18 protein-coding genes are annotated in these 26,801 nt (G+C 68.6%); 15 read left to right on the top strand and 3 right to left on the bottom strand.

Going from position 1 to position 26,801, the window contains the following annotated elements:
- The first annotated feature begins 74 nt into the window (after nt 1–74).
- The 9 genes from tssF to C4F17_RS17795 are packed head-to-tail and all read left to right on the top strand — an operon-like array spanning nt 75 to nt 13,531.
- Complete coding sequence (tssF, locus tag C4F17_RS17835; RefSeq protein ID WP_081268114.1) at nt 75–1,946, top strand: type VI secretion system baseplate subunit TssF; 1,872 nt, start codon at nt 75–77, stop codon at nt 1,944–1,946.
- Complete coding sequence (gene tssG, locus C4F17_RS17830) at nt 1,943–3,115, top strand: type VI secretion system baseplate subunit TssG (RefSeq protein WP_106936136.1); 1,173 nt, start codon at nt 1,943–1,945, stop codon at nt 3,113–3,115. Before tssF ends, tssG begins: the two co-directional genes overlap by 4 nt.
- Nucleotides 3,112–5,829: a type VI secretion system ATPase TssH gene (gene tssH / locus C4F17_RS17825; RefSeq protein WP_106936135.1), complete on the top strand. Its 2,718-nt coding sequence runs from the start codon at nt 3,112–3,114 to the stop codon at nt 5,827–5,829. The genes tssG and tssH overlap by 4 nt, the downstream gene beginning before the upstream one ends.
- A gap of 20 nt (nt 5,830–5,849) precedes the next feature.
- Entirely contained in the window at nt 5,850–8,219 is a 2,370-nt protein-coding gene (locus C4F17_RS17820) for a type VI secretion system Vgr family protein (protein ID WP_106936134.1), read from the top strand.
- Nucleotides 8,220–8,230: 11 nt separating this feature from the next.
- Nucleotides 8,231–8,662 (top strand): hypothetical protein, encoded by a 432-nt coding sequence (locus C4F17_RS17815; RefSeq protein ID WP_159053675.1) that lies wholly within the window; start codon nt 8,231–8,233, stop codon nt 8,660–8,662.
- An 18-nt stretch (nt 8,663–8,680) separates the two neighbouring features.
- Nucleotides 8,681–11,392, top strand: a complete 2,712-nt coding sequence (locus tag C4F17_RS17810) for a DUF2169 family type VI secretion system accessory protein (protein ID WP_106936132.1) — start codon at nt 8,681–8,683, stop codon at nt 11,390–11,392.
- A complete protein-coding gene (locus C4F17_RS17805) occupies nt 11,389–12,438 on the top strand; it encodes a pentapeptide repeat-containing protein (protein WP_106936131.1) in 1,050 nt (349 codons plus the stop codon). The genes C4F17_RS17810 and C4F17_RS17805 overlap by 4 nt, the downstream gene beginning before the upstream one ends.
- A gap of 52 nt (nt 12,439–12,490) precedes the next feature.
- The gene (locus tag C4F17_RS17800; RefSeq protein ID WP_106936130.1) at nt 12,491–13,135 is read left to right on the top strand and encodes a DUF3540 domain-containing protein; all 645 of its coding nucleotides are present in this window, start codon (nt 12,491–12,493) and stop codon (nt 13,133–13,135) included.
- 15 nt (nt 13,136–13,150) lie between these two features.
- On the top strand, nt 13,151–13,531 hold the full coding sequence (locus C4F17_RS17795) for a DUF4150 domain-containing protein (protein WP_106936129.1): 381 nt from the start codon (nt 13,151–13,153) through the stop codon (nt 13,529–13,531).
- Nucleotides 13,532–13,543: 12 nt separating this feature from the next.
- Here C4F17_RS17795 and C4F17_RS17790 read toward each other — a convergent pair whose 3' ends face one another.
- From C4F17_RS17790 to C4F17_RS17780, 3 genes are all read right to left on the bottom strand, one after another.
- Complete coding sequence (locus C4F17_RS17790) at nt 13,544–14,347, bottom strand: PP2C family protein-serine/threonine phosphatase (protein WP_106936128.1); 804 nt, start codon at nt 14,345–14,347, stop codon at nt 13,544–13,546.
- Complete coding sequence (tagH, locus tag C4F17_RS17785; RefSeq protein WP_106936127.1) at nt 14,340–16,250, bottom strand: type VI secretion system-associated FHA domain protein TagH; 1,911 nt, start codon at nt 16,248–16,250, stop codon at nt 14,340–14,342. The genes C4F17_RS17790 and tagH overlap by 8 nt, the downstream gene beginning before the upstream one ends.
- 64 nt (nt 16,251–16,314) lie before the next feature.
- Nucleotides 16,315–16,722: a TssQ family T6SS-associated lipoprotein gene (locus tag C4F17_RS17780; RefSeq protein WP_106936126.1), complete on the bottom strand. Its 408-nt coding sequence runs from the start codon at nt 16,720–16,722 to the stop codon at nt 16,315–16,317.
- A gap of 73 nt (nt 16,723–16,795) precedes the next feature.
- On the opposite strand from C4F17_RS17780, the gene tssJ reads away from it, so the two are divergent.
- The 6 genes from tssJ (at nt 16,796) to C4F17_RS17750 (ending at nt 26,780) form a co-directional block, all read left to right on the top strand.
- Complete coding sequence (gene tssJ / locus C4F17_RS17775) at nt 16,796–17,368, top strand: type VI secretion system lipoprotein TssJ (protein WP_325002768.1); 573 nt, start codon at nt 16,796–16,798, stop codon at nt 17,366–17,368.
- A 244-nt stretch (nt 17,369–17,612) separates the two neighbouring features.
- Entirely contained in the window at nt 17,613–18,908 is a 1,296-nt protein-coding gene (tssK, locus tag C4F17_RS17770; RefSeq protein WP_234382947.1) for a type VI secretion system baseplate subunit TssK, read from the top strand.
- Nucleotides 18,909–18,916: 8 nt separating this feature from the next.
- Nucleotides 18,917–20,284, top strand: coding sequence for a DotU family type VI secretion system protein (locus C4F17_RS17765; RefSeq protein ID WP_106936125.1), 1,368 nt, complete (start codon nt 18,917–18,919; stop codon nt 20,282–20,284).
- A complete protein-coding gene (tssM, locus tag C4F17_RS17760; protein ID WP_106936124.1) occupies nt 20,284–23,952 on the top strand; it encodes a type VI secretion system membrane subunit TssM in 3,669 nt (1,222 codons plus the stop codon). The genes C4F17_RS17765 and tssM overlap by 1 nt, the downstream gene beginning before the upstream one ends.
- A gap of 130 nt (nt 23,953–24,082) precedes the next feature.
- Complete coding sequence (tagF, locus tag C4F17_RS17755) at nt 24,083–24,796, top strand: type VI secretion system-associated protein TagF (protein ID WP_081268130.1); 714 nt, start codon at nt 24,083–24,085, stop codon at nt 24,794–24,796.
- Between the two features lie 31 nt (nt 24,797–24,827).
- Entirely contained in the window at nt 24,828–26,780 is a 1,953-nt protein-coding gene (locus C4F17_RS17750; protein ID WP_106936123.1) for a serine/threonine protein kinase, read from the top strand.
- The last annotated feature ends 21 nt before the right edge of the window (nt 26,781–26,801 follow it).

The raw sequence follows: 26,801 nt of genomic DNA, 5'->3' as shown, positions 1-26,801 counted from the left end.
GCCACTGGTGTTGCCCCCGGTGAGGGGGGAGGCGTAGCGACACGAAGTGCGCGAAGCCTGGGGGTGAGCTACTGATGGATGCGCGGCTGCTGGATTACTACAACCGCGAGCTCACCTACATGCACGAGCTCGGGGCCGAGTTCGCGCAGCGCTATCCCAAGATCGCGGGCCGCCTGGGCATGCGCGGCATCGAGGTCAGCGATCCGTACGTCGAGCGCCTGCTCGAAGGCTTCAGCTTTCTCACCGCGCGCATCCAGCTCAAGATGGACGCGGAATTTCCGCGCTTCTCGCAGCGGCTGCTGGAGGTGGTGTACCCCAACTTCCTCGCGCCGCTGCCCGCGATGGCCGTGGTGCAGATCGACGGCAACCTCAACGAAGGCTCGCTGAAGGCCGGCTACGAGCTGCCGCGCCACACCATCCTGCGCGGGCGCATGATCAAGGGCGAGCAGACGGCTTGCGAGTTCCGCACCGGCCACGCCGTCACGCTGTGGCCCGTGCGCGTGGCCGAGGCCGGCATCGGCCCGGTGCCGGCGGAAATCGCTCATGCCATGCCGGCGGTTGCGCGCCAGGCGAAGAGCGCGCTCACCATCCGGCTCGAAGCGGTGGGCGGCGCGCGCTTCTCCGAGATGCCGCTGGAGCGGCTCGAGTTCTTCCTGTCGGGCGCCGAGCTGCATGCGCTGCGCGTGCTCGAACTCGTGGCGCACCATGCCGTGGGCACCGTATGCCGCAGCGGCCCGGGCAGCACCGCGCGCATCGTGCCGCTCGGCGACGATGCCATCCGCCACGAAGGCTTCGCGCCCGACCAGGCGCTGCTGCCCTACGACGCGCGCTCGTTCCAGGGCTACCGCCTGCTGCACGAGTACTTCGCCTTCCCCGACCGCTACCTGTTCTTCAGCGTCAACAAGCTGCGCGCGGCGGCACAGGCCATGGGCGGCAACACGATGGAAATCGTGATCCTGCTCGACCGCGCCGATGCCGACCTCGAGCGGCTGGTCGATGCCAGGCACTTCTCGCTGTTCTGCACGCCGATCATCAACCTCGTGCCGCGCCGCAGCGACCGCATTCCGGTCGGGCCTGGCCAGCACGAGCACCATGCGGTCATCGACCGCACGCGGCCGCGCGACTTCGAGATCTTCACCGTCGAGCGCGTGACCGGCCACATGGCCAACGGATCGGAAGAGCGCGAGTTCCGGCCCTTCCTGGGTTCGTTCGCGGCGGACGACGGCGACTTCGGCGCCTACTTCTCGCTGCGCCGCGAGCCGCGCCTGGTGTCGGACCGCGCCCGCGCACAGGGCACGCGCACCAGCTACACCGGCAGCGAGGTGTACGTGTCGCTGGTCGACCAGCATGACGCGCCGTTCCCGCACAGCCTGCGCCACATCACGCTCGACGCGCTGTGCACCAACCGCGACCTGCCGCTGCTGCTGCCGACCGGGCTGGAGTCCGATTTCACGCTGCGCGTGTCGGCGCCGGTGCGCTCGATACGCATCCTGCGCGGGCCGTCGCGACCCTATCCGGCGTTGGCCGAGGGCGCGCTCACCTGGCGGCTCATCAGCCATCTCGGCCTCAACTACCTGAGCCTGACCGACGTCGACGCGACGCAGGGTGCAGCCGCGCTGCGCGAGATGCTCGACCTTTATGGCAACCTGGCCGATCCGGCCGTGCGCCGGCAGATCCAGGGCGTGCGTTCGATGGCGCTGGCGCCGGTCTTCCGCCGCCTGCCCGAACCGGGGCCGATCGTGTTCGGGCGCGGCGTGGAGATCGCGCTGAAGATCGACGAGGTCGCGTTCTCCGGCGCGAGCCCGTACCTGTTCGGCGCGGTGCTGGAGCAGTTCTTCAGCCGCCACGTGTCGCTCAATGCATTCACCGAGTTCGCGCTGTCCAGCCTGCAGCGCGGAGAAATCGCGCGCTGGACCCCGCGCATCGGACGCCGCCCCGCCGTATGAGCGAAGAGGGCTTCACCGACGACGTGGGGGCCTTGCCGGTGCGGGACGGCGAGGCCGGGCAGGACTCGACCGATGTCTGCTACAGCGTCCCGCAGCCCCTGCAAGCCACGCCGGTGTCGCGCGGCCTGCCCGAGGCCGACCCCGAGCTCTGGGCGCAGCTGGTAGACCAGCCTTTCGGGCACGACCTGTTCATGCTGCTGCGCCGGCTCGATGCGCGCAGCGACCATCCGCTGCTTGGCCGCGCGCCGCGCCCCATCGACGAGCCGCTGCGCCTGGGGCAGGAACCCTCGATGGCTTTCGCGCCGTCGAACGTGGCGGGCGTCGATGCATCGCAGGACGGTCCGCCGCGCATCTCGATCTACGGCTTCGGCCTGTTCGGTCCCAACGGCCCGCTGCCGCTGCACATGACCGAGTACGCGCGCGAGCGCAAGCGCCACCATGCCGACGACACGCTGAGCGCGTTCGCCGACCTGTTCCATCACCGGCTCATCCTGCTGTTCTACCGGGCCTGGGCCGACGCGCAGTCGGTCAACAGCCTCGACCGCCCCGACGGCCACCGCTTCGTCGACTACGTCGCCAGCCTCATGAACATGGGGCAGCCGGGCCTCAAGGGGCGTGACCGCATCGCCGACCATGCGCGCACGTTCATGGCCGGCCACCTCGTGCGCCAGACGCGCAACCCCGAGGGCCTGATCCAGATCCTGCGGCTGTACTTCGACGTGCCCGTGCGCATCGAGGAATTCGTGAGCGACTGGGTGCGCATCGACGAGCGCCAGCTCAGCACGCTCGGCCACTCGGGCCGCAACCACAGGCTGGGCGGCGGCGCCACTGTCGGCATCGCGGTGCGCGATGCGCAGAGCAAGTTCCGCGTCGAGCTCGGCCCGCTGTCGCACCAGGAGTTCCAGGAGCTTCTGCCCGGCACCAGGCGCCTGCAGCAGGTGGTCGACTGGGTACGCCAGTACGTGGGCATCGAATTCGCGTGGGAGCTTCGGCTCCTGCTGCGCAAGCAGGACGCCCGCGGCATGCAGCTCGGCGGCGGGCAGCAACTCGGCTGGGGCAGCTGGCTCGGCACGCGCCTCCAGGACACCGACGCGGGCGACATGGTGTTCCAGCCCGAGGCATTGTTTTCCCGTTCCGCATCGGCGGCTCCCTCCGACTCAAGTTCATGACAGATATCCGACGCGTCTCGCTTTTCTCCAAGCTCAACCCGATGCTCTACAAGGCATTGGAAACCGCCACCGCCTTCGCCAAGCTGCGCGGCAACGCCTATGTCGAGCTGGTGCACTGGCTGCACCAGATACTGCAGCTGCAGGACAGCGACATGCTGCGCATCATCAAGCGCGCGGGCCTGAACCTCGACGCGGTCGAGAACGACCTGGTGCGCGCGCTCGACCGGCTGCCGCACGGCGCCACCTCGATCAGCGACATCTCGGAGCACGTCGACAACGCGGTCGAGCGCGCGTGGGTGTATGCGAGCCTGCGCTTCGAGGCCACATCCATCCGCGGCGCCTACCTGCTCGCGGGCATCATCAAGACGCCGGGGCTGCGGCAGGTGCTCTCGGGCATTTCGCGCGAATTCGACAAGATCGTGCCCGACGTGCTGGTGGCGCAACTCGCGGCGTGGACCGAAGGTTCGCCCGAAGACGACTACGACGCGGCCGCCGCGCAAGGCGTGCCGGCCGTGGCTTCGGCGAATGCGCACCAGGGCGATGGCGCGCAGGCCGGCGGCTCCGCGCTGGCCAAGTACGCGAGCGACCTCACGGCCAAGGCCCGCGCGGGCGAGCTAGATCCGGTGTACGGCCGCGACGACGAGATCCGCCAGATCATCGACATCCTCATGCGTCGGCGCCAGAACAATCCGCTGCTGACCGGCGAGGCCGGCGTCGGCAAGACGGCGGTGGTCGAGGGACTGGCCTCTCGCCTCGCGGCCGGCGACGTGCCGCCTTCGCTGAAGGACGTGTCGCTGTGGGTGCTCGACCCCACGCTGCTGCAGGCGGGCGCGGGCGTGAAGGGCGAGTTCGAGCAGCGGCTGCGGCAGGTGATCGACGAGGTCGAGAAGAGCCCGAAGCCCATCGTGCTGTTCGTCGACGAAGTGCACACGCTGGTGGGCGCGGGCGGCACCGCCGGCACCGGCGACGCGGCCAACCTGCTCAAGCCGGCGCTCGCGCGCGGGCGGCTGCGCACCATCGGCGCGACCACCTGGTCGGAGTACAAGAAATACATCGAGAAAGACCCGGCGCTCACGCGGCGCTTCCAGACCATCCAGGTGCACGAGCCGACCGAGCCGAAGGCGGTGGTGATGCTGCGCGGCATCTCGGCCGAGCTCGAGAAGCACCACGGCGTGCTCATCCTCGACGCCGCGCTCGAGGCGGCCGTGAGCCTGTCGCACCGCTACATCCCGGCGCGCCAGCTGCCCGACAAGGCGGTGAGCCTGCTCGACACGGCATGCGCGCGGGTGGCGCTGAGCCAGCATGCGCTGCCGGCCGCCATCGAAGACCTGCAACGCCGCATCGAGGTGCTGGGCATCGAGTCGGGCATTGCGGGGCGCGAGGCGGCCATCGGCGTGGGCGAGCACCAGCGCGTGGAAGACATCGCGGCGGAGGTGGCGGCGGCACAGGCCGAGCTTGCGCTGCTGGAGACGCGGCGCGTGGAAGAAAGTGCGTTGGTCGAGCGCATCGTGGCGCTGCGCAAGCAACTCTCGCCCGCGGCGGTGCCGGCGCAGGCCGACGACGCCCCGGGAGATGCCCAGGAAGATGCGCAGACGTCGGATGCCGAGCCCGCGATGACCGCGCAGGAGATCCGCGCCGAACTTGCCCAGGCGCAAGACAGGCTCGTGCAGCTGCAGGGCGAGTCGCCGCTCATTCTTGCGGCGGTCGATGCCCAGGCCATTGCCACCGTGGTGGCCGACTGGACCGGCATTCCCATCGGCCGCATGGTGCGCGACGACGCGCAGTCGGTGCTCAAGCTCGGCGAGATTCTCTCGGCCCGCGTGGTCGCGCAGCCCGATGCGCTGGAGACCATCTCGCGGCGCATCCGCACGGCGCGCGCGCGGCTGGACAACCCCAACAAGCCCGTCGGCGTGTTCCTGCTGTGCGGCCCCTCGGGCGTGGGCAAGACCGAGACCGCGTTGGCATTGTCGGAGGCGCTCTACGGCGGCGAGCAGAACCTCGTCACCATCAACATGAGCGAGTTCCAGGAGTCGCACACCGTCTCCACGCTCAAGGGCGCGCCTCCGGGCTACGTGGGCTACGGCGAAGGCGGCGTGCTCACCGAGGCCGTGCGGCGCAGGCCCTACAGCGTGGTGCTGCTCGACGAGATCGAGAAGGCGCACACCGACGTGCACGAGATCTTCTTCCAGGTCTTCGACAAGGGATGGATGGAAGACGGCGAAGGCCGGCACATCGACTTTCGCAACACCGTGATCATCATGACCTCCAACGTCGGCACCGACCTGGTCATGCAATTGTGCGAAGACCCCACCCTGCGGCCCGACCCCGAGCCGCTGGCCGCCGCGCTGCGCGAGCCGCTGCTGAAGGTGTTCGCGCCCGCGCTGCTCGGCCGCCTGGTTGTAGTGCCTTATTACCCGTTGCACGCGGAAGCATTGCATCGCATCATCCGCCTTCAGCTCGATCGAATCGCTGCGCGCCTGCAGGCGAACCACGGCATTGCATTGGCCTACGACGACAGCGCGGTCGAACTGGTCGCAAGGCGCTGCACGGCCATTGAGTCGGGTGGCCGGATGATCGACGCGATCCTCACGCACACGATCCTCCCGCGGCTGAGCGAGGAAGTCATCGGCGCCACGGTCAGTGCGCGCAAGCTCGCCGCCGTGCGGCTGGGCGCGGCGGGAGACGACTTCCACTACGAATTTTCCGAACACTGAGCGAAGAAAGGGAGCACCGCATGGCCAGAGTCGTCACCGCACACACGCCGCTTCCACCGGACCAGCTGCTGTTCCGTTCGATGCACGGCAAGGAAGCGCTGTCGGAGCTCTTCGAGTTCGAAGTCGACCTGCTGAGCCCCAACACCTCCGTCGACATGAAGGCGGTGCTCGGCAAGCCGCTCACGCTCGAGATCGTCACCATCGACGGGACGCCGCGCTATCTCAACGGGCAGATCACGCGCTTCACGATGATCGGGCGCGAAGAGAGTTCGTCGCGCTATGTGGTGTACCGGGCGCTCGTGCGGCCGTGGCTCTGGTACCTCACGCGCACCAGCGACTGCAAGATCTTCCAGAACAAGTCGGTGGTCGACATCCTGGACGAAGTGCTCGGCGAGTACGGGTTCGCGTTCGAGAAGAAGCTCAGCGCCACCTACCGCCAGCGCGACTATTCGGTGCAGTACCAGGAGACCGACTTCGCCTTCGTGAGCCGGCTGATGGAACACGAAGGCATCTACTACTACTTCAGGCACGACGAGAACCAGCACACGCTGGTGCTGGCCGACGACATGGGTGCGCACGACACGCTGCCGGGCTATCCGCGCATCGGCTACCTCGCCAGCGATCGCGCGGGCGAGACGGGCCGCGAAGTCATCGACCAGTGGGAGGTGACCGAGGAGATTCGCCCGGGCACCTACGTGGTCGACGACTTCGACTTCAAGAAGCCCAAGGCCGACCTGCTCAACACGCGCAGCCAGCCGCGCGAGAACGACCACGGCCGCTACGAGATGTACGAGTGGCTCGGCGGCTACAGCGACGCGGGGCAGGGCGAGCACTACGCGCGCATCCGGCTCGAGGAAGCGCAGGCGCAGGCCGAAGTCGACACCGGCCACTGCAACGTGCGCGGCATGGCGCCCGGCTACCGCTTCGACATGCAGAACGCGCCGCGTGACGAGGACAACAAGGAATACCTGATCGTCTCGGTCACGTACAACCTGCGCGAGGGCGGCTATGCGACGGGCAGTCCCGACGGTTTCTACAGCTTCGACTTCGACGTGCAGCCCACGTCGTTTCCGTTCCGCGCGCCGCGCGTCACGCGGATGCCGACCACGCATGGCCCGCAGACCGCCACGGTCGTGGGCCCGCCCGGTGAAGACATCTGGATCGACAAGTACGGCCGCGTGAAGGTGCAGTTCCGCTGGGACCGCTACGGCCAGCGCAACGAGGACAGCTCATGCTGGGTGCGCGTGTCCAGCGCCTGGGCCGGTTCGAACTTCGGCGCGGTGAACCACCCGCGCGTGGGGCAGGAAGTGATCGTCGACTTCATCGCCGGTTGCCCCGACCGGCCGATCATCATCGGCCGTGTCTACAACGCCGACCAGATGCCGCCGCTCGAACTGCCGGCCAAGGCGACGGTCAGCGGCTTCATCAGCCGCACCATCAAGGGCGACGGCGAGCTGGCCAACCATTTCGTGATCGACGACGACCCCGGCAGCGAGTCGATCAAGATGCACGCGCAGAAGGACTTCAGCCTCAGCGTGGAGAACAACGAAACCCACACCGTGGACGGCACGCGCGACACGCTGATCGAAGGCGCGGACACCTACACGACCAACACCTCGCTCGACGAGACGGTCAACGGGCCGCACACGCTGACGGTGAACAAGGGCGGGCCGCAGACGATCACCGTCAACGGCGGCAACCAGTTCATCAAGGTGGATGGCGGCGACCAGCAGGTCGACGTCATCGGCAACCAGACCATCCATGTCACCGGAAAGCGCAAGGACACGGTCGACAGCGGTGAAGAGCGGATCATCGGTACCTCGCTCAAGGAAGACATCGCCGGTCCCCAGACCACCAAGGTGGTCGGCCTGTACACCGAAGAAACCAAGGGCAAGAAGGTGACGGTCGACGGCGACGAGGACTATCTCGTCAAGGGCGCGCAGAAGGTGCATGCGACCACCTCGCTGAAAGCGACGACCGATGGCCCCATGAACCTGGAGAGCACCGCGGCGGACATCACGGTCAAGTCGCCGACCAAGATCGTGCTGGATGCGCCCCATGTCGAGGACAAGTCCGCCAAGAAGGTGACCTTCACGGACTGGGGCATTGCCTTCAAGGGCTTCAACATGGGGATCAACGGGATCAACGTGAGCCTCAACGGCACTTCGCTGTTCGTGAACGGCCTGGTGACCAGCATTGCCGGGCTGAACCTGGGGTTCAATGCCTACTCGCTCACGGGCGCCATCAACAAGTTCGACGTGTATTCCTCCAGTGGTGCGATGGGCCTGTTCACCACCACCCAGACGGTTTTCACGGCGGACAACAGGGCGATGAAGATCGACTTGTCGCAGATCAAGGTGAACCCCAGGGGAATCACCGTCTATCTCTGAAACCGGGGCACGTGTTGGATCTTCTCGCCGTGTGGTTCACCAAGTACTGGTACCTGATCGTTCCCATCGCCGTCATCGCGCTGATCGTGTTCGTGCTGACCACGGTGGCCAAGCGCCAGGTCTTTCGCGTGATGGGCACGCAGAGCACGGTCAACCGCCAGGTGATGGGCACCGATCGCGCCGAGCGGGTGCTTCGTACCGGCCAGCCGGCCGTGGGCGTGGTGCTCGAGAGCCATGACACCGCCACGCGGGTCGAGCGCATCTACATCCTCGTGCGGCTCAAGCTGCAGGTGCAGCCCGGGGATGGATCGCCCGCCTACGAGACCGAACTGGTCGCCCCGATCAGCCCGGTAAAGATTGCCGACTTCGCGCCGGGGCGCTCCGTGAAGCTGCGCTTCGACCCGGTCTCGCGAGAGATCGCCATCGACCAGCCGGTGCGCTGAAGCGGGTGCGCCGCCGCCATGAAGACCATCAAGCCCTTCCGACTGAGCATCATCACGCGGCCCTTCCGACGGCAGCGGCGCGACTTCCTGGGCGTGTCGGTCTTCGCCATGGCCAGCCTGGCGCCCGAGCCTTTGCTGATGCCCGACCAGGATCTCTGGAAGCTGGCGGCCGACGAGATCGGGCCGGGCAACGTGCTGGACATGGGCGTGCCGAAGATCGAGCCCGAGTGGCTGGTCAGCGGCTATGCGTACACGGCGCACCAGGACGACAAGACGCTGTGCGCGGCCCAGGCCGTCTTCCATGGCCAGGCCAAGTCGCTGCTGGTGAGCGGTGACCGCTACTGGCTCGACGGCCGGGCGACGGCCGCACAGCCGTTCGAGCGCCTGAGGCTGGATTGGGCGCACGCCTATGGCGGACCGGGCGAGGCCGAAAACCCGGAAGGCATCGGCAGCTTCGATGAAGTGATCAACGGCGTCCGTACGCGCCGGCTTCCCAATGTCGAGTTGCCCGGCGCGCGCCAGGACACACCCGGGCGGCGCGTAGTGGCCGCGGGCTTTGGCGCGGTGCCCCCCGATCGGCCGCAGCGGCTCGGGCTGATGGGGCGCGCCTACGACCAGCAGTGGCTGCAGCACGACTACCCCGGTTTCGCCGATGACATGGACTGGCGCTACTTCAATGCCGCGCCCGCCGACCAGCGCCTGCCCGGCCAGAGCGAACTGCCGCCGGGCGCCGCCTACGAACTGTGGAACATGCACCCGCGGCAGCCGGTGATGCGCGGCCAGCTGCCCGATTGGCAGGCGCGCTGTTTCGCCAGCCTCCAGAAAGACGGCGGTGCGCTGTCGGAGATCGCGCTGCGCCTGAGCACGGCCTGGTTTTTTCCGCACGCCGAGCGGGTCATCCTGGTCTGGCACGGTGCATCGCCCATCGCGGAAGACGACGCGGCCGACGTCAAGCACATCATGCCCGCGCTCGAATTGCGCGGACAGCCGCGGCCGATCGCCCACTACCAGCAGGTGCTGCAGCAGCGCATCGACCCAGCCAAGGCGGTGCTGGTCCTGCGCGACAGCGACCTGGTGCCCAAGGAGGTCATGGGGCCGTGGGCAGGCGAGCAGATGCCCGATATCGCCTCGCTCCCGATGGTGCGCAACCTGCGCGCGGGCCGTCAGCGCGAGCGCGAACGCCTGCGCGCCCGTCTGATGGAACAGGGCCTGGATCCCGAACGCTATCTGCCGCCCCTGGCCGAGCCGGACCTGCAGCCACCGGCCTCCATCGACGATCTGCCCGATTTCGCCGAGAAGGCCGATCGAGCCTTCGAGCAGATGCGCCAGACGGCGCTCGCCCGCGGCGCCGAGGGCCGCGCCCAGGCCGTCGCGCAGGGCATGCCGGCTGCCGCTCATCCCGATGTCGACATCCCGCCGCTGTCGCAGATGGATCCGCGCGAGCTGTCCGGCGAGATCAAGGCGAGCATCGACAAGGCCATGGCCGAGGTGGCTTCGCGGACCGGCAAGCCCGTGCAGCGCCGATTCGACCCGGACAGCCTGCTGCGCGACCTCGCGCGCATGGAGGAAGACGCGGCGCGCGAGCGCCCGACACCCCGTACCGCCGAGGAAGCCGCCGAAAGCGCGCGTCTGCGCGAACAGGCCGGGCGCAGTGTGCGCCTGGGCCACCTCCATGGCGCGCACCTGCTCGAGCCGGCGCCGCCGGCCAGCAGCTTGCGCTCCAGGCGGCTGCGGCGGCGCCTCGAGGCCGCGGCCAGCGGCGAGCGTCGTTTCGCGGGCATGAACTTCGTCGGCGCCAATCTATCGGGCATGGATCTGCGAGGCGCCGACTTCACCGGAGCGAACCTCGAAGACGTCGACTTCAGCGACGCGCGGCTCGATGGCTGCAACTTCACGCGCGCGGTGCTCGCCCGCGCGCGGCTGGTCCGGGCGTCGCTCACCGATGCGCGGCTGGACGAGGCCAACCTGGGTGGGGCGCAATGCGAAGGCGTGAACTTCACGGGTGCGAGCTTCGTGAACACGCGATGCAACAAGACCGTTTTTCATTCCTGCCTGCTCGCGCGTGCCGCGTTCGACCAGGCCGACCTGTTCGAAAGCGAATGGGCGCGCTGCGATGCGCGCGGCTCCCGGTGGGAGCAGATGGCGATGGTCAAGCTGGCACTGGAAGACATCGCTTTCGACGACGCCGCGTTCAAGCAGGTGAGCTGGATCGAGTGTCGCTTCAAGGGGGCATCCTTCGTGCGAGCCTCGCTGGACGCCTGTGCTTTCGTCACCGTCGATGCGCACGAGGGCGTCGACTTCACCGAGGCCAGCTTCGTCACCTGTTCCTTCGTGCATGGCTGCAGCCTGGTGCAGGCCGTGTTCCGCGCCGCTTCGCTGCGGCAGTGCGGCCTGCGCGGCGCCATATTGGTCGGTGCCGATCTCGCGGGGGCGCGGCTCGAAGGCTGCGACTTCTCCGAATGCGACCTGCGGCGCGCGCGGCTGGAGGCATTGCATGCCGGCGAGAGCCTGTTCATTCGCGCGGACCTGCGCGAAGCTTCGCTGCGCGGTGCCAGCCTCATCGACGCCAATCTTTCGAAGGCCGATCTGCGCTTTGCCAGCCTGCAGGACGCCAATCTGTTCCGCGCCGACGTGTCGCAGGCCGCCATCGACGGCTCGACCACCTTCATCGGCGCCTACACCCAGGGCGCCAAGACCTTGCCCGCGAGAAAGACTGAGCCGGTTCGATGAAAGTCGAGGAACTTCTGGACAAGATCCGGCATGGCGAACCGGTGGTGGGGGCGAGTTTCGCGGGCCAGGATCTCGGCGGCATCGACTTGTCGGGCGCCCAGCTGGAGCGTGTCGACCTGAGCCGCGCGAATCTGCGCGGTGCCAGCCTCGACGACAGTGCGCTGACGCAATGCAATCTCGACCAGGCCGACCTGTCGGCCGCCAGCCTGAAGGGCGCGCGCGTGTTCCGGTGCCGGCTGGAGGCCGCGCAGCTCGGGCGCGTGTTCATGCAGGACACCAACTTCTTCGAATCCTCGCTGGGCCGCGCGGATTTCGGGAACGCGCAACTGGAGCGCGTGGCTTTCACCCGGTGCGAGCTCGGGCATGCTGTGCTGAAGCCGAGCATCTGCGATCAGATCGTCGTCACCGAATCAACGGTCGACCAGCTCGACTGCCGTGGGGCACGGCTGTTGCACCTGATGTTCTTCCGCATGGATCTGCGCACGGTGCAGTTCGCCCAGGCCCAATGCGACGGTTCGATCCTGATGGAGTGCAATCTCGAAGGTCAGCGCCTGCAGCACACGGCCTTCCTGCGCTGCCAGTTCACCGACAGCGCGATGGCGGCCGTCGATTTCAGCCGCGCCGTGCTCACGCAGAGCAACTTCAAGGGCGCCACGCTGACCAGGGCGAACTTCAGCGGCGCGGATGCCGCCCAGGCCATGTTCCCCGAGGCCGATCTGCGTGAAGCGAATTGCAGCGACGCCGTGTTCGATCAGTCGATCTGGGCCGACGCCAAGCTCGAGGGAGCCGATTTCAGCCGCTCGCGCCTGCCGCTGAGCGTGTTCCATCGCGCAAAGGCAGGCAATGCCGGCTTCCGCGAGGCGGACCTGCACGACGCCGATTTTTCGTATGCCGATCTGCACGGCGCGGATCTGCGCGATGCGCGCTTTCTGCGCACCCGCTTTCATCGCGCAGAGCGCACGGGTGCGCGTTTTTCGGGCAGCGGCGGCATCGTCGAAAACGATCCGGAGCTGTTCAGGGCCCAGGAGATCAAGCATCCGGGCTGATGTCGCCAGGCCTGCACGTTCCACTGTTCATCCATCAAACAAGGAGATCTCCATGCCAGTCGTCTCACTCCGCAAAGCCTCGAAGCTGACGGCTCCGGTCCACTTCCAGGGGGTGGTCGCCGCATTGCTGCCGGACGGGCGCGTCACCGTCGACGACGAGGACGGTGCCGCCTGGATCTGCCGTCGCGCGGCCAGCTGCCTGCTCAAGCCGGCCAGCGGCGACACCGTGCTGGTGTCCGGTCCCGACAGCGCGCGCGCCTACCTGATCGCCGTGATCGAGCAGGCCGACGCGTCATCGAGCTGCATCGAGGCGGCGGGCGATGTCACCTTCGCGCCCAGCGGCAACGGCCGTGTGACCATCGCGAGCGCTTCGGAGCTCAGGCTTCGCGCGGAGAAACGCTTCGTGCTCAAGACGGAGGAGGGCGAGTGCGAAATCGGCGAACTGCGGCTGGTCACGCGCTCTGTGCAGGCGGCGGCCGGAAGCGTCCGGCTGGTCGGCAAGGTCTTCGAGACCGTGGCCGACCGCATCGTGCAAATGGCGCGCCAGACGCTGCGCCTGACGGATGAAGTCGACCAGGTGCGAGCCGGCCACATGGACTACAAGGCCGGCGAGACGGTGCGCATCCACGGCCACCACACGGTGGTCACCGGCCAGGAGCTGGTGAAAGTGGACGCGGCCCAGATCCACATGGGCTAGGCAAGGAGGTACCAGATGTTTGCCAACTGTCAGCTCATGGGGATGGACATGGCGTTCCCCGACGTCTGCAAGTCGCCGGTGCCCATTCCATACCCGAACATGGCATTGGGGCCGATGGCCATTCCGAATGCCTGGAACATCCTCTTCATGGCGATGCCGGCGCACAACATGGCGACGACCACGCCGATCACCCTGGGGGACCAGCCCGGGGTGCTGGGCGGGGTCGTGTCCCAGACGTTCATGCAGCAATCGCGGCATGTGACGGGCGCATTCACCGTGCTTCTCAAGGGTACGCCGGCCACGCGGGTCACCAGCATCACGGTGCAGAACCGTTGCAACATCGTCGGCATGCGCGTCGTGCCGAGCCAGTTCAAGGTGCTGATGCTGGCGCCCTGAAGGCGCATCGATTCAGACCGGCCCCGCCAGCGTCACCTGCTGCGGAAACCCCACCCACACGGCCAGCGCGGAGTAGTTGTCCTGCGTCTCGTCGGCCTTGGCCTCGGCCGCGCGGCGCAGCAGCGCGAGCCATTCTTCGGCGCTGTCGGCCAGTTGCAGCGAGCGCTCCATCACCTGCTGGGAGATCAGCTGCCAGAGCCCGTCGGTGCACAGCAGGAACGCGTCGCCGTCGGCCAGGCGCTGCGTCGCGGTGATGGTGGCCTCGGCCGCGGCGCGCGCGCCGAGCGCGCGGTACAGCAGATTGGTCTTCACCAGTCGCTCGCCGCCGTGGTGCTGGCTCGCGGCGGCGTCGCCCGAGCGTTCCGACAGGCTGTGGTCTTCGGTGCGCTGCATCAGCGCGCCGCGGCGGAACCAGTAGAGGCGGCTATCGCCCACGTGGGCCCAGCAGGCCTGGTTGCTCGCGCGGTCGACGAACAGCGAAACGAAGGTCGCGCTCATGCGGCTGCGGTCGGCGAGTTCGCGCTGCTTCGCGAGGATGGCGTCGTTCGCCGCCTTCACGCAGCGCTGGATGTTGCCGGCGGCCAAAGAGGGGTCGTCGACGAAGGTGTCGAGCGCGGTGTCGACCGCGATGCGCGAGGCCAGCTCGCCGCCCGCGTTGCCGCCCACGCCGTCGCTCACCACGAAGCAGCCGTTGCGCTCGTCGAGGTGGTAACCGATGGCGTCCTGGTTGCCGCTGCGCTCGCCCACGCAGGAGAACTGCGAGGTCGAGATCGGCACGGCGAAGGACGACGAGGAAGAGCGGGCGGCTTCAACCACGGCGCGCCTCCTTCAGCCGTTCCATCTCCTTGTCGTAGGCCTGCTGGAAGGCGCGGCCGAACACGGCCTGGAAATCGTCCTCCACGGCCGACGTGGTCTCGGCATGCAGCGCCTGCAGCTGGCGCCACAGGCGCGCCTCGCGGCCACCGGGCAGCAACTTCTCGCCGATGCCGCCGTCGTGCGGCGTGTCGCGGCTGAGCGCCGCGGGATCGAAGCGCTGCAGCAGCGTGAGCAGCGCGGCACGCATGCCGGCGACCATGCCGAGCTGGTGCGACTGCAGGTCGCCGAGCGCGTCGTGCACGGCGGCCTCGGGCGGCAGGAAGCCGGGCATGCGCGCGCCGAACATCTGCATCAGCACCGCGCGGCCGTTGGGCAGGATCTTGAACGGGTTGTTCTCCTCGTCCACGATCATCGTGATCTCGGCGCGGACCTCGCGCTTGAGCATGGCGCGCGATGACAGCAGCTCGATGGTGCCGTCGGTGAAGGCCCGCATGATGCGGCCCAGGCGCTGCATGGCCTCGATGTCGAGCGGCTGCTGGCCGGCGATCTCGGGCACGCCCGCGCCTTCGAGGAAAGCCTTGAAGAGGGCTTCGGACGAAGAGTCGGCAGTGGGTGCAGTGGGTGCAGGGGGTTGCGGCTGCGGTGGTGGCGTGGCCGGTGCGGCGACCACTGGCGGTGGCGCGGGAGGCGGTGGAGGAGGCGGTGGAGGAGGCGGTGGAGGAGGAGGTGCCTGCTCGATCGTCTCCACGGCGACGGCAGGTGCCGGCGCAGGCGCGGGAGGGGGTGCAGGCACGGGCGCGGGCGCCACCGGCAACGGCGGACGGAACTGCGCCGTCACCTCTCGCGCATGGTTCGAATGGCTGTACCCCGGCACGGCCGGCTTGTTGTTCTGCAGCAGGTCGAGCGCGGGGTGCACGTCGCCGGGCAGCCCGGCGTCGTGTTGCGTCAGCGCGGTCGGGCGCGGGTCGGACAGCGGCGAATGCGCGCTGTCGTCGGCCGCGAAGAAAGAGAGCGGGTCGACCCCGCGCCTGAGCGCGATGTCGGACATGTCCTGGGTCGCCTGCGGGTTCATTTCCGCGAGCGGGTCGATGGGGTTGCGGCGCGCCTGCGACGGCAGCTCGAAGGGCTCGTGCGCCATCGGGTCGGGCATGGGCGCGGGCGTGGTGTCGATGCGGCGCGGCGCGTTCGCGAGGATGGCGTCCCAGTCTTCGGCGGAAGGAATCTGCGACGAGGCCGGGGCTGCCGACTTCGGCGGTACCTGCGCGGGCATGGGTGGCGGGGGCGGTACCGGCACATGCACCTGAACGGCAGGCGAGGGAGGCGGTGGCACCGGCGCGCGCGGCATCGGCATGGGCGGCGGCATTGCCACGGTGGGCTGCGTTTCGCCGATGGGCAGGGCGCCTTCGCCGAACAGGTCGGAGAACACGTCGGAGCCTGAAGAAGCCGGCAGCAAGGCGTCGATGGGCGCGGACGAAGCCGGCGCCGGCGCGAACGGCTGTGGCGCCGGCATCGAAGCAGGAGGAGGGAGAGAGGGCGGTGGCGATGGCGGCGGCGGCGGCGGCGCAGCCACCACGGCCGGCGCTGCGCGCTGCGCGCTCGCGGCCTCCAGGACGTAGCTGCCGATCGCCACGCGGTCGCCGTCGGCCACGCGGGCCTCCTGCTCGTGCACCAGTGTTTGCCCGTTGACGCTGATGGGCAGCACCGCGCTCATGTTGCGAAGCACCGCCGAGCCGTCTTCGTCGAAGCGCACCGTGGCTTGCAGGCGAGAGATCTGTCGCTGCTCGTCGGGCAGCACGAGGTGGTTGTCGGGGCTGCGCCCGATCGTTCCTCCGGGTGCGGCCAGCAGCGCCGAGGGGCCCGAGGCCACCGGCTTGCCGGCATGTTCGATCACCGTCCAACGCATGGCATCTCCATGTTCTTGTGGCGCCCGCGCAAGGTGCGCAGGGCGCGGGGACCGGCGTGGCCGGTCAACGCTTCATTCGCTTCGCGGCTTCGAAGGCCGGGCCCCACACGGGGTGCTTGCGCTCGGCCACGTTGAGGTCGAAGTTCGGGAAGGCGTCGAGGATCTTGCGGAACTGCGCGCGGCACTCGGGCACCTGGTTGGCCACGCAGTAGCTGAAGGCCTCGAGCTTCATCGCGTCGAGGCGCGTGGCCGGCTCCGCGCCGTCGAACACCGACACGCCTCCGCTCTTGAGCGTGCTGATGGCCTTGGCGTAGTCGCCTTCGTCATAGGCCTGTTGCGCGCGCTCGAGGGTGGTGCGCGCAACCTGCTGGCTCAGGCGCTCGGGTTGCGGTGCGGGCTCGGGCGGCGGCGGGGTCGTGCAACCCGTGATCACGCAAAGAGTGAACGCCAGAGCAGGCAGACATGACTTCAATCTTCTCTCCTACTTTGCGAAAGCAATGTTCGAGGCAGTGTGCCGCAGTGTTGCGACAGCGACGCTGATGCGCATGGTGAATGCGCATGACTTCGATAATATAGGCCGCGAACCAGCCAGGGAGATATCAATGCATCGACGAAGCCTGCTGCAAGGCGCACTTGCATCCACACCGTTGTTGGCGGGCCTCAGTGGGTGCGCTTCCACGGCAAAGTCATTGCCCACACCGTATGCCGTCACCGTGCGCATCGACGACGGCGTGAACCCCGACGGACGCGGCCAGGCAGCGCCCATCCTGGTGAAGGTGTTCGAGCTGAAATCTTCCGGCAACTTCGAGACGGCAGACTACTTTGCACTACAGGACCGCGACCGCGAGACGCTGGCAACGGAACTCGTGAACGCCGACCAGGCCATCATGCGCAGCGGCGAGGAGCGCGTCTTCAAGCGCGAGGCGGGTCTCGATTCGCGCGCCATCGGCATCATCGCGGGCTATCGCAAGCTGGAAGCCGCGCGCTGGCGCATCGTGCTGCCGCTCAAGGAGCCGAAGCAGACGAACCTGTACAAGGTCTGGCAGTTCTCGCCGAGCGAGCAGGCCGTACAGGTCGTGGTGCGCAAGAGTGGCATCGAGGTGCTACCAAGTCGTTAATTTTCTGTGCTCCCTAGTACGAAAGTGCGAGAAATCCGCGCTTGAAAAGCGGTGCAAATCGTAAGACGCGCCGTGTAGCATCGGAGCAAAAAAATCGTTCGATGGGAGGGCGTCCGTGCATGCGCCTTCCGCTTCCATGTGAGCACTCCCAGGAGGTTCTTTGGTGACAGTTCGCAATCAGGGCGCTGGAAGAAACGGCGTTCATCCGCAGGCGTTGGCGAATAGGGTGGTGTGGTCCGAGGGCATGTACCTGCGGCCGCAGCATTTCCAGCAGCTCGAGCGTTACGTCGAGCAATACGTGACGCGTCGCACCGCCGGCCTGCAAGGCGCTTATTGGGGTTGGCTGCATCTCGAGATAGATCGCGATGCCTATGCGCTGGGCCGTGTGTCGCTGCTCGGCGGCGCGGGCGTACTGCCCGATGGCACGCCGTTCTCCTTCGGTGCCGAAGACGCACCGCTGCCCTATGAAGTGCCCAACGACCTGACCGATGAGCTCATCGTGCTCGCACTGCCGCTGCGCAGGCCGGGCAGCGAAGAGATCATCTTCGCGGAGGACGAAGGTTCGGCCGCGCGCTTCGGCGTGATCGAGCGCGAGGTGAACGACGGCAACGCGGTCGCGCTGGGGCCGGCGGTGCTGCAGCTTGCCGCGCCGCGCCTGCGCCTTGCGCGCGCGTCATCGCTCACTGCCGAATGGCAGGCCATCGGCGCGGTGCGCGTGATCGAACGCCGCACCGACCACAAGCTGGTGGTCGACGCCAACTACATTCCGCCGGTGCTCGATGCTTCCGCGCACACCATGCTGCGCAGCATGATCGCGGAGCTGCACGGCCTGCTCACGCAGCGGTCCGAGGCACTGGCCTCGCGGCTGTCGCAGCCCGGGCGCGGCGGCGTGAGCGAGGTGTCCGACTTCCTGCTGCTGGAGCTGGTCAATCGCTATCTCGCGCTCACGTGGCATGCACAGCAGGCGGTTCAGGTGCACCCCGAGCAGCTGTTCATCGACTGGCTCAAGCTGGCCTGCCACCTGGCGACGCACACTTCGCCAACGCGGCGCCCGGTGCTGTGGCCGGTGTACGACCACGACAACCTCAACGAAAGCATTCGTCCGCTGATGGAAGAGCTGCGGCGTTCGCTGTCGGCCGTGCTCGAGCAGAGCGCGATCGCCATCGAGCTCGAGGAGCGCAGCCACGGCGTGCGCGTGGGCCGCATGCCCGACCCGGTGCTGGTGCGCAACGCGGGCTTCGTGCTTGCGGTGCATGCCGACCTGCCGGCCGACGCCATCCAGCAGCGCTTCCCCACGCAGGTGAAGATCGGCTCTGTCGAGCGCATCCGCGACCTCGTGCAGCTGCAGCTGCCGGGCGTGACCGTGCGCCCGCTGCCGGTGGCGCCCAGGCAGATTCCGTACAACGCGGGCTACCACTACTTCGAACTCGACAAGAGCGGCGACATGTGGCGCCAGCTCGAGAAGTCGGGCGGCGTGGCCATGCACCTGGCCGGTGACTTTCCCGGGCTGGCCATGGAGTTCTGGGCCATCCGTCCGTGAGGGACTCTATGAACGGTGTGAACGACATGGCCGTCGGCGCGGGAGGTTTCGTGCCGCCGAATCCAGGGGGTGGGGGCGCTGCGGACCCGGGCGGCATGCCCGCGGCGCAACGCGGCATGGGCGCGCAGCCCGAGTCATTCACCGCATGGCACGACGCGCGGCGTCCGCATGCGGGCGACACGGCGCTCGCGGGCAACAACCCGCTGGTGGCGGCCGCCAATCCATTGCTCGACCTGATTCCGCAGATCCGCGCAACCGGCCATCACCCCGCGCCGGCGCAGTTGCGCGAGCACCTGGTCGACGAGGTGCGCCGCTTCGAGACGCGCGCGCAGCAGGCGGGCATCGCGCCCGAGGTGATCATCGGCGCGCGCTACTGCCTGTGCACGGCGGTGGACGAGGCCGCCGCGCTCACACCGTGGGGCGGCAGCATCTGGTCGTCGCAGAGCCTGCTGGTGATGTTCCACAACGAAACCTGGGGCGGCGAGAAATTCTTCCAGCTGCTGTCGCGGCTGGTGCAGAACCCGCAGCAGCACCTGCACCTGATCGAGCTCATCTACTTCTGCCTGGTGCTGGGCTTCGAGGGGCGCTTCCGCGTCATCGACAACGGTCGCTCGCAGCTCGAAACGCTCAAGCAGCGCCTGCTGCAGATCATCCGGCAGACGCGCGGCGAGATCGCGGTGCCGCTGTCGCCGCACTGGCAGGACGCGAGCGCGCCGGTGCGCCGCGCGCGCAACTGGCTGCCGGTGTGGGCCGTGGGCGCGGTGGCGGCGGTGCTGCTGCTGGTGGCGTTCGCGCTGCTCACGTTCAACCTGGCGGGCACGTCCGACGGCGCCTTCGCGGCCGTCAACGCAGTGCGGCTGCCGCAGACCGCGCGCGCCGTGGTCATGCCCGCGCCCACGCCGCGCCTGCAGCGCTTCCTGGAGCCCGAAATCCGCGACGGCCTGCTCACGGTGCGCGACGAGGCCGACCGCAGCGTGGTGGTGCTGCGCGGCGACGGCCTGTTCGCATCGGGCTCCGACCGCGTGCTCGACCGCTATGCGCCGGTGCTCGCGCGCGTGGCCGATGCGCTCAACGCCGTCGAAGGCAATGTGCTCATCAGCGGCTTCAGCGACGACCAGCCGATCCGCAGCGTGCGCTTTCCGTCGAACTGGCAACTCTCGCAGGCCCGCGCCGACGCGGTGAAAAAGATGATCGCCACGCGCCTTTCGAAGCCCGAGCGCCTGCGCGCCGAAGGCCGCGGCGACGCCGACCCCATCGCGCCCAACGACTCGCCGGCCAACCGCGCGCGCAACCGTCGCGTCGAGGTCACGCTGCTGGTGGCGCCGGTGGCAGGCGTACCCGCGCCTGCGGCACAACAGCCGGGAGGAGCCCGCTGATGCTGCGCGCCATCTTCCGTTTTCTCATCAGCCGCGACCTCTGGGTGTTCCTGGGGCTGGTCGCGCTCGCGTTCCTGATCTGGATCATCGGCCCAGCCATCGCGGTGGGCCGCTACCGCCCGCTCGAAGACGAGATCGTGCGCATCGCCGTCATCGCGCTGATGTTCGTGGTGTGGCTCGCGCGGCTGGTCTACCGCAAGTGGCGCGAGCACCGCCTCAATGCGCAGCTGCTGAACCAGCTGCGCACGCCTTCCAAGAAGGAGAAAGAGGCCAAGCCCGAGGACGCGCCCGAGATCAAGGAGCTGCAGAGCGGCTTCACCGACGCCACGGCCATCCTCAAGAACATGCGCTTCGGGCAGGGGGCGGACGGCAAGCCCGCCAGCCGCTTCTCGGTGTTCGACCGGCAGTACCTGTACCAGCTGCCCTGGTACATCTTCATCGGCGCGCCGGGCTCGGGCAAGACCACGGCGCTGGTCAACTCCGACCTCGACTTCCCGCTGGCCGACCAACTCGGCAAGGCGGCCGTGCGCGGCATCGGCGGCACGCGCAACTGCGACTGGTGGTTCACCAACGAGGCGGTGCTCATCGACACCGCCGGGCGCTACACCACGCACGAGAGCAACCGCGAGACCGACGAGAGCGAGTGGAAGGGCTTCCTCGAACTGCTCAAGAAGTTCCGCCCGCGCCAGCCCATCAACGGTGCGATCCTCACCATCAGCATCGCCGACCTGCCGCTGGCCGACGACGCGCAGCGCGCGCGCCACGCAATGGCGCTGCGCAAGCGGCTGCTGGAGCTGCGCAACGACCTGGGCATCGACTTTCCGGTGTACGTGCTGGTCACCAAGACCGACCTGCTGGCGGGCTTCAACGAATACTTCGGCTCGCTGGGCCGCGCCGAGCGCCAGCAGGTGTGGGGCTTCACCTTCCCCATCGAAGGCAATGCCGCCAACAGGAACGCGAAGGCCGGCAAGGGCGCGGCCCCGCTGAAGGGCGGCGACCTGCGCGAGCGCTTCCACCAGGAATACAGGCTGCTGCACCAGCGCCTGGACGAACGCCTGCCCGAGCTGCTGGCGGCCGAGCCCGACCCGATGCGGCGCGCGCAGGCCTACCTGCTGCCGCAGCAGTTCGCGAGCTTCGAGGACATCCTCGGCACCTTCCTGGCCGACGTGTTCAATCCGTCGAAGTTCGAGGCCGCGTCGATGCTGCGCGGCGTGTACTTCACCAGCGGCACGCAGGAAGGCACGGCCTTCGACCGCGTGATGGGCGCCATCAAGCGCTACCTGCAGGTCAACGCACCGCCCGCGCCGCCGCCGGGCCCGGGCAAGAGCTACTTCCTGAAGGAACTGCTGCAGCAGGTGATCTTCCGCGACGCGGGCGTGGCCGGCACCAACCTGCGCTGGTACCGGCGCAAGCGCGCCATCGACATCGCGGGCTACAGCCTGATCGGCGTGCTGCTGGTGGTGCTGCTGGGCGCGTGCGTGAACAGCTGGCGCAACAACAAGGACTACGTGGCCGAGGTCGACGGCAACGCCAAGGCCTTCAACAAGGCGGCGGCGCGCGGCGAGCTGCCGACGGTGGTCGATTCGGGCGGCGACATCGCGAGTTCGCTGCTGATCCTCGACCGGCTGCGCGACCTGCCGAAGTCGAGCCACTTCGACGTCGGCGATCCGCCGCTGTCGTACCGCTTCGGCCTCTACCAGGGCGAGAAGCTGCAGGCCGCCACCGACGGCGTCTACCAGCGTGCCCTGGAAACCGTGCTGCTGCCGCAGGCCGCGCAGCGCGTGGAGCAGTCGCTGCGCGAGGCCTCGAAGAACGACGCCGAATACAGCTACGAGGCGCTCAAGGCCTACCTGATGCTGTTCGACGCCGAGCGCTACGACGCCGATTTCCTGCAGGCCTGGCTGCTGAGCGACGTGGACCGCAAGATCGGCGCGTCGCTCACGCGCGAACAGCGCACCAACCTCGAGTCGCACCTGAAGGCGCTGTTCGCGGGCCGCGTGCTGACTTCGCCCTTCGCGAAGGACGAGCGCCTCATCACCCAGACGCGCGAGCGCCTGGCCGGCGTGCCGCTGGCGCAGCGCTCCTATGCGCGGCTGCGGCGCATCCTGCTGCAGACCAGCCCGCCCAACGCCTTCACCATCGCGGAGGCGGGCGGCGCCGAATCGGCGCTGGTGATCCGCCGCGCGAGCGGCAAGCCGCTGACCGACGGCATTCCCACGCTCTTCACCTACCGCGGCTACTGGGACATCTTCGACAAGCGCATGGCCGAGACCACGCTGTCGCTCGAGCAGGAAGACCGCTGGGTGCTGCAGATCCGCGCGCCGGGCATTGCCGACATCACCTCGCGCGAACTGCTGCTGCGCGAAGTGCGCAGGCTCTATCTGACCGATTACATCCGCGTGTGGGACGAGTACCTCACCGACATCCGGCTGGCAGACAGCCGCTCGCTGCTGCAGAGCATCCAGATGACGCGCGTGCTCTCGACCTCGGAGTCGCCGATGTCGCGCATCATCCGCGGCGCCGCGCGCGAGACCGACCTGCTGCGCAACCACGACGAGGCCGCGCGCAGCCTGCTCGACCAGGCGCAGAACCGCGTGGCCAGCACGCGCGAGCGCATCGAGCAGCTCATCGGCCAGCCCGATGGCAGCCAGCGCCGCAATGCGCAGGTGGACAGGCCCGAGTCGCTGGTCGACAACCACTTCGAGCCGCTGCGCCGCATGGTGACGGCACCCAAGCAGGGCGGGCAGGCGCCCATCGACGCGACCGCCGCGCTCATCAACGAGCTCTACACCTTCCTCACGGCCACCGACACCGCGCTGCGCAGCGGCAACATCCCGCCGTCGAGCGACGCCGTCACCAAGGTGCAGGCGGAAGCGGGGCGCCTGCCGGTGCCGTTCCAGGGCATGCTCAACGACCTGTCGGCCACCGCGTCGTCGAAGGCGGCGGCGGTGACGCGGCAGAACATCGGCCAGAGCGCGGCCGCCAGCATCGGCACGTTCTGCAACCAGGCCATCGCGGGGCGCTACCCGTTCTCGCGCGGCTCCAGCCGCGACGTGGCCTCGGGCGACTTCGCGCAGCTGTTCGCGCCGGGCGGGATGATGGACGACTTCTTCCAGAAGAACCTCATCACCCAGGTCGACACCTCGGTCAACCCGTGGGCCTTCAAGCGCGGCGTGGACGGCAGCGCCGCGGGGCGCTCGGCCTACCTCGATTCGTTCCAGAAGGCGCAGGCGATCCGCGACGTGTTCTTCTCGGGCATGGCGGGCGGGCGCACGCCGTCGTTCACGCTCGACATCCGTCCCGAGGACATGGACGCCGCGCTCACGCAGTTCACGCTCGACGTCGACGGCCAGACAGTGCGCTATGCGCATGGCCCGCAGGCGCCCAGCACCGTCAAGTGGCCCGGGCCGCGCAACAGCAACCAGGTGCGCCTGCAGGTGACAACCGCCAACGGCACGCCCGCCGGCGGCATCGTGACCGAGGGGCCGTGGGCGCTGCACCGCCTGTTCGACAAGGCCTCCATTTCGTCGGGCAGATCCCCCGAATCCTTCACCGCGACCTTCGACCTGCAGGGCAAGAAGGTGGTGCTGGCGGTAACGGCCAACAGCGTCTACAACCCGCTTCGCCTTGCGCAGATGAACAGCTTCTCGTGCCCCGGGAAATCATGAGCACCCCCAGGCTTCGCGCACTTCGTGCCGCTTCTCCGCCCTCCGTGCAGGGGGCAACACCGGCGGCCCGGCAAAGCCGGTTCCGCGGTGCTCTTGGCATATGCCGCGAGGTTGTCGGGAGGCATACGCAATGAACAGCAGCATTCCCCCGCAGGCCTGGGTGCCCGTCGACGAACAGATCGGCTGGTACGGCAAGCTGCCCGCCGCCGGCGACTTTCTCTACCGCCGCATGCCGCGCGAACTGCAGGCGTGGTGGGACCGCTGGATGCAGAACGGCCTGGGCAGCTTCAAGCGCTGGCCCGACGCCATGACGCGGCACTACGCCGTGGCGCCGGTGTGGAACTTCGCGATTCCCGCCACGCAGGGCGTCGATGCCGTGCAGTTCGGCTGCCTCGCGCCGAGCTGCGACCGCGTGGGCCGCTACTACCCGGTGTGCGTCACCCTGCAGGTGGCCGCGCGCAACTACCGGCCGTCGGTGCTGGAGGGCTCGGCAGCGTGGTACTGGCAATGCGGCAGCGCGCTGCTGCAGGCCATCCGCCACGGCGTGGCGCCGGACCAGTTCGACGGCCAGGTGCTGGCCGCGGGCCGCGCCGGCTTTCACACGGCCAGCGGCGGCTCGGACGACATTCTCTCGATCCTCGGGCCTACAGCGGGTGGCGCGAGCGCCCAGCAGCGGCTCGGCTGGCCGGAGCTTCCACTGTGTTTCGACCCGCTCGGCAGCACCAGCTACTGGTGGACCAACCAGGCCGACGGTTCGCCGTTGCGCACCGCGGCCCATGGCGGCGGGCTCAACACACCGCTGTTTTCCAAGTTGTTTTCGCAGGGGCATGTGCCATGGGCATGAAAAGCCGACATCCCGAGGGAGGAGAAGACGCATGAGCACCACGCAGGGCAGCGCAGGCGCGGCGGCCGATACGCCAGCCGATGAACGCCCGCATCCGCTGGAGCCGGGCCACCGGCTCGATGAATTCGAACTGCTCGAGGTGATCGGCGAGGGCGGCTTCGGCATCGTCTACCGCGCGTACGACCACTCGCTGCAGCGCGAAGTGGCCATCAAGGAATACATGCCGTCGATGCTCGCGCGCCGCGTGGGCGACGACAGCGTGCTCGTGCGCTCCGAGCGCCTCGCGGCCACCTTCCAGGCGGGGCTGCGCAGTTTCATCAACGAGGCGCGCACACTCGCGCAGTTCAGCCATCCCGCGCTCGTGCGCGTGCATCGTTTCTGGGAGGCCAACTCGACCGCCTACATGGCGATCCAGCTCTACAAGGGCCGCACCCTGAGGCGCCTTGCCGAAGACGAACCCGGCCGCATTAACGAGGCTTGGCTGCTCGGCATGCTGGGGCCGCTGCTGGGGGCACTGGAGACGCTGCACCGCAGCCAGTGCTTCCACCGCGACATCGCGCCCGACAACATCTTCATCCAGCCCGACGACCTGCCGGTGCTGCTCGATTTCGGCGCGGCGCGAAAGTCCATCGCCGACCTGGTCGACGAGGTGGCGGTGATGGTGAAGTCGGGCTACTCGCCCATCGAGCAGTACGCCGACGACAACACCCTGCTGCAGGGCCCCTGGACCGACCTGTACGCGCTGGGCGCCGTGCTCTACCGTGCGGTGACCGGCCATCCGCCGCCCTCGGCCGTGGTGCGCAGCGTGCAGGACGCCTACGTGCCGCTGTCTTCGATGGGCCGCGACGACCTGAGCCCGGGCTTCTGCGCCGCGGTCGACCACACCCTGGCCGTGCACAGCAAGGACCGCACGCAGACCGTGGCCGCCTTCGCCGCAGAACTGGGGCTGGTCAAGCTGGGCGACATCTATGTGAGCGGCATGGGCGTGCCGGCGGTGATCATTCCTGCGGCGCCCGTGTCGTCGACACCTCCGCCTCCGCCGCTCGCGCCGCAGCAGTTCTCGCCGATGTCGGGGCCGGTGCCGCTGGAACCCTTGCCGGTGGCTGCCGTCGAGGCGCCGGCCCCGGCACCGGCGCCGGCAGTGAAGAAGACCAGGACGCAGAAAGCTGCGTCGTCGCGCCGTCCGCCCTGGGTCATGGTGGGTGTGCTGGTGTTCGCGCTCGTGGCCGTGGGTGGCTGGATCGGGCTGCGCCTGACCTCCGGCATGAAGCCGCAGCAGACCTCCACCGCGATGGTGCCGGTGCCGCCGCCGGCTTCGCCGATGTCGAGCAACATGTCGCCGCCCGCGGTGATGCCTCCGCCGGCCACCGATGCCGGTGCCGCATCGGGCACGCCGGCAGCAGCCACTCCGCCTGTCACCGATGGAGGCCCGACGACGGCCCCGGCCGCTGTTGGCGGCAGCGCCGGCACCACGGTCGCCGGTGCGCCGGCCGCAACGCCTGCCACGCCGGCCGGCGCACCGCTGACGCCGATCGAGAACGTGCCGGTCAATCCGCCGGCCACGACACCGGCCGATACGGCGCTTGCGACCGCCGAGGCGGAAGACTGGAGCCTGGCCCAGGCCGAGAACACACGCGAAGGCTACGAGGCCTACCTGCGCCGCTACCGCCGAGGGCTGCACGCCCGCGACGCCCGCAACGCCATTGCCGAGCTGAACCGGCTGTCTCCTCCCACGGTGCCGGCCGCGCCCGACGCGACCGCCGCCGCACCGGGCATGGGCCGCGTGGTGCTCAACATCCGCCCCTGGGGCCAGGTCTTCGTCGACGGCGCCGACCGCGGCGTGAGCCCGCCGCTCAAGTCGCTGCCGCTGCGTCCCGGCATCTACAACATCGAGGTGCGCAACGGCGACCTCGAGGTGTATCGGCAACGGGTGACCGTGCAGGACAGCAAGTCGGCGCCTGTGGTGAGTCACGAGTTCAAGTAGCGGGCTGCAGCTGCCTCCGGA

The organism is Variovorax sp. PMC12 (assembly GCF_003019815.1).
Taxonomy (GTDB): domain Bacteria; phylum Pseudomonadota; class Gammaproteobacteria; order Burkholderiales; family Burkholderiaceae_C; genus Variovorax.
Note: the sequence above shows the minus strand (reverse complement) of the source record. Positions and strands in the feature narration are given on the sequence as shown.